General features: G+C 35.7%; 3 protein-coding genes and 1 pseudogene. 3 read left to right on the forward strand and 1 reads right to left on the reverse strand.

What is annotated here, in order from left to right:
• Positions 1-1,262, forward strand: a 1,262-nt coding sequence (locus GSY74_RS02220; protein WP_164663487.1) for a M20/M25/M40 family metallo-hydrolase, incomplete at its 5' end; no start/stop codon positions are given.
• Positions 1,263-1,318: 56 nt separating this feature from the next.
• Positions 1,319-2,371 carry an SEL1-like repeat protein gene (locus tag GSY74_RS02225; RefSeq protein WP_164663488.1) on the forward strand — a complete coding sequence of 351 codons (1,053 nt, stop codon included), beginning with the start codon at positions 1,319-1,321 and terminating at the stop codon, positions 2,369-2,371.
• A 21-nt stretch (positions 2,372-2,392) separates the two neighbouring features.
• Here GSY74_RS02225 and nth read toward each other — a convergent pair whose 3' ends face one another.
• Positions 2,393-3,052 carry an endonuclease III gene (nth, locus tag GSY74_RS02230; RefSeq protein WP_223157435.1) on the reverse strand — a complete coding sequence of 220 codons (660 nt, stop codon included), beginning with the start codon at positions 3,050-3,052 and terminating at the stop codon, positions 2,393-2,395.
• 118 nt (positions 3,053-3,170) lie between these two features.
• On the opposite strand from nth, the pseudogene GSY74_RS02235 reads away from it, so the two are divergent.
• A pseudogene (locus GSY74_RS02235) lies at positions 3,171-3,509 on the forward strand (hypothetical protein); the annotation flags it as partial.

Consider the following 3,509-nt stretch of genomic DNA (forward strand, 5'->3'; position numbering starts at 1 on the left):
AAGAAAAAATTATAGAATATTTTATTTCATTAACAAAAATACCTCATTGTAGTCAAGAGGCAGAGAGGCTTTTAGAGTTTTTAGAGACTTTTGCCAAAGAGAGAGGCTATAGTGTGCAGATAGATGAGACCAAAAATATACTTATAAAAAAAGGTAAACCAAAACTCTCCATTCAAGCACACTATGATATGGTATGTATTGGAGAAGCAAATATAGAGACTTATATAGAAGATGGTTGGATGTATGCTAAAGATTCATCTCTAGGTGCTGATAATGGTATAGCTATAGCGATGATGATGGTTTTGATGGATAGGGGTGAAGAGTTGGAGTTTCTGTTTACTTCTGATGAGGAGATAGGTTTGGTTGGTGCATCTGCTTTGGAATTTGAGTTAGATAGTGGACATATGCTAAACCTTGACTTTGAGGATGAGGCAGAGGTCTGTATAGGTTGTGCTGGAGGAGCTGATTTGGTTGCTTTTGAGACATTTGAAGAGTGTGAGGCATTGGACTATTTCTATAGAGTTAGTGTAACAGGTTTAGCAGGTGGACACTCTGGGGTGGATATAGACAAAGGCATCCCTAATGCTATTAAGGTTTTGGCTAACTATCTAAAAGAGAAAAATCTGTTATTGTCCTCTTTTGAAGGAGGAGAGAGACGAAACTCTATACCTGCCAATGCTTATGCTATCGTATCATCCAAAGATAAATTGAATAGTAGTGGTATGGTAGAGGTGATTGCTCTTGATAATCGTTATAGAGTTTATCAAAGTGAAGAGTTTTTAAATCTATTAAATATTTTTGAAGATGGTGTTGAAAATTTTAATCAAGAGCTAAATATCCCTGATACAAGTATAAATCTAGCCATTGTAAGTTTTGAAGAGGGTGATGCTATTATTGAGTCTAGTGCTAGGGCTATGTCTGATGAGGGTCTAAAAGCCATCTGTAAAAAAAATCAAAATCTAGCAATAGCCAATGCTTTTAAAGTGGGTGAGGAGTTTAAATATCCTGCTTGGAGACCAGAGAAAAATGAGTTTACCAAGATTGTAAACAGTAGCATGACCAAAGTTTTTGGCAGAAGTGAATACAAAGCAATCCATGCAGGATTAGAGTGTGGCGTAATATCTGAAAAATATCCAAATATAAAGTTTGCCTCTATTGGTCCTACTATTATCTATCCTCACTCTACTCGTGAGAAGATGAAATTGGATTCTGTGGGTAAGATATTTGAGGTTGTTGAGGAGATTGTTAACAGAATAAAATAGAAAAAATCTTGAATTATATGTTTTTCATGATACAATTGTGAAAAAAAGGAACCGTTATGAGAAAAATATTTTTGACAATGGTAGTATTGACACTTCTTATATCAGCAAGAGAAAGTACAGGAGCTACACCAGTTTCTGCTGAACAGTTAGATAAGATAGGGATGAATTTTGCTTTAGGCAAAGGTATGAAACAGGACTTGAAAAAATCTTTTTACTATTTTAAACGAGCATCGGATATGAATTATGCTCCTGCAGAGTATCATGTGGGTGTTGCTTATGATAATGGCTATTGGGTAAAAAAAGATATGAAAAAAGCGATGAGCTATTATCTCAAAGCGGCAAAACAGTATCATCAAGATGCTGAGTATACTTTGGCAAAACTCTATGATGAGGGTAAAAAGGTCAAGCAGGATAAGAAAAAAGCAGAGTATTGGTATGACAAAGCGGCTAAACATGGTGATGCTTATGCCAAAAATGCTCTGGGTGATATGTATAAAAAGGGTGATGGGGTTAAAAAAGATACAGCTAAAGCGATAAGGTATTATCAAACAGCCGCCAACAAAGGGAATAGTGATGCACAGTACAAGATGGCTGTTTTGTCACAAGAGGGGAGAGTGGTAGCTAGAGATGAGAAAAAAGCTGTCTCATGGTATGTTGGAGCTGCCAAAAGTGGCAATGTCGATGCTCAAAATGAGCTAGGTGAGATGTATCAAAATGGTCATGGTGTTGCAAAAGATTTGAAAAAAGCATACAGCCTTTATCAAGAAGCCTCTGCGAATGGAAGTGCAAAAGCTATGAATAACTTAGGTAATATGTATGCAAATGGTTATGCGGTAAAAAGAGACAAGGTTAAAGCTTATGAGTATTATAAAAAAGCAGCGAAGTTAGGTGATATAGAGGGGCAGTATCATGTGGCAGTCGCTTATGCAGGAGGTCAAGGTATCAAAAAAAACCATAAAGAGGCAGCAACATGGTTTAAGAAAGCTGCTGACAAGGGTGTGAAGAAAGCACAGTATGCATTGGGTATTGCGTATGAAAAAGGTTATGGGGTTAAAAAGGATATTTATATTGCATTAGAGTGGTATAAAAAAGCAGGAAATCCTAATTAGTAGACAAGGCATGCCTTGTCTCTACACTTTAAATCGCTCTTTGCTTTTACAGTAAGGAGTCATAAAACAGCCCTCACAGTCAGGGTTGATAGCTTTACATCTGTATCTACCAAACAGTACCATAGCTTGGTGGAGTAGATGTAAGTCTGTTTTAAACTTTCTACTTAACTCCTCTTCAGTTTTTGTAGCAGTTGAGGCATCACTTAGTCCTAGACGGTGTGCAACACGAAAGACATGTGTGTCAACTGCCATAAGATTTGCTCCTGTAAACTCAATCATTATAACATTGGCTGTTTTTTGCCCTACACCTGCTAGTTTTATGAGCTTTTTTTGCTCCAATGGTATCTCTCCGTTGTAGTTTTCGATGACAAATTGTGCCATTTTGATGAGGTTTTTTGCTTTATTATTATAAAAAGAGCAACTCCTTATATACTCTTTGACTCTGTTAATATCAGCATTTGCCAACGCTACTACATTTGGATAGTTATCAAAGAGAGCAGGAGTGATGATATTGACCCTCTTGTCTGTACACTGTGCAGAGAGCATGACAGATATAAGTAGCTCATATAGGTTTGTGTAGTTTAGTTCAGTGACCGAGTTTGGATAGTGTTCTAAAAAAAGTGTTTTTATCGCTTCTATCTCTCTGTTTGTTGCTTTTTTGATTTTTTTTGTTTTGCTCATACCGAATTTTATATCTGCTTACTTAAAATTAGATAAATTTCATTAACAAATCATTTATCATTTTAAGTTACAATGGTTAAAATATGTGGCGAACTTTATATAGAAGGACTTCAAAAATATGTATAGATTATTATTTATTAAGTTACTGTTGACATTGGCTGTTGTTGCAACAGATATAGTTGCAACTGTAGATGGAAAAGATATAACACAAAATGATGTTGAGAGATTTGTTTCCAAAAGTATCCCTGGGGGAAGATATTCATTTATGAGTAGGCAACAGAAAGAGAAAGTTATTACTCAATTGATAGAGAGAGAACTATATATAGTGGTGGCAAAAAGAGAAGGAATTGAGAAAGATTCACAGTTTGCTATAGAGCTTGAGAAGCTAAAAGAGAATCTTGTACTTGATATATGGATGAAAAATAGACTAAAAGATATAGTGGTAAGCGATGCCACA

This window comes from Sulfurovum sp. bin170, assembly GCF_010892395.1.
Taxonomy (GTDB): Bacteria; Campylobacterota; Campylobacteria; order Campylobacterales; family Sulfurovaceae; genus UBA1140.

What these genes read in the sequence shown, in the direction of transcription:
- GSY74_RS02225 (WP_164663488.1), top strand. Translation starts at nt 1,319, where the DNA reads ATGAGAAAAATATTTTTGACAATGGTAGTATTGACACTTCTTATATCA.
- nth (WP_223157435.1), bottom strand. Translation starts at nt 3,052, where the DNA reads ATGAGCAAAACAAAAAAAATCAAAAAAGCAACAAACAGAGAGATAGAA.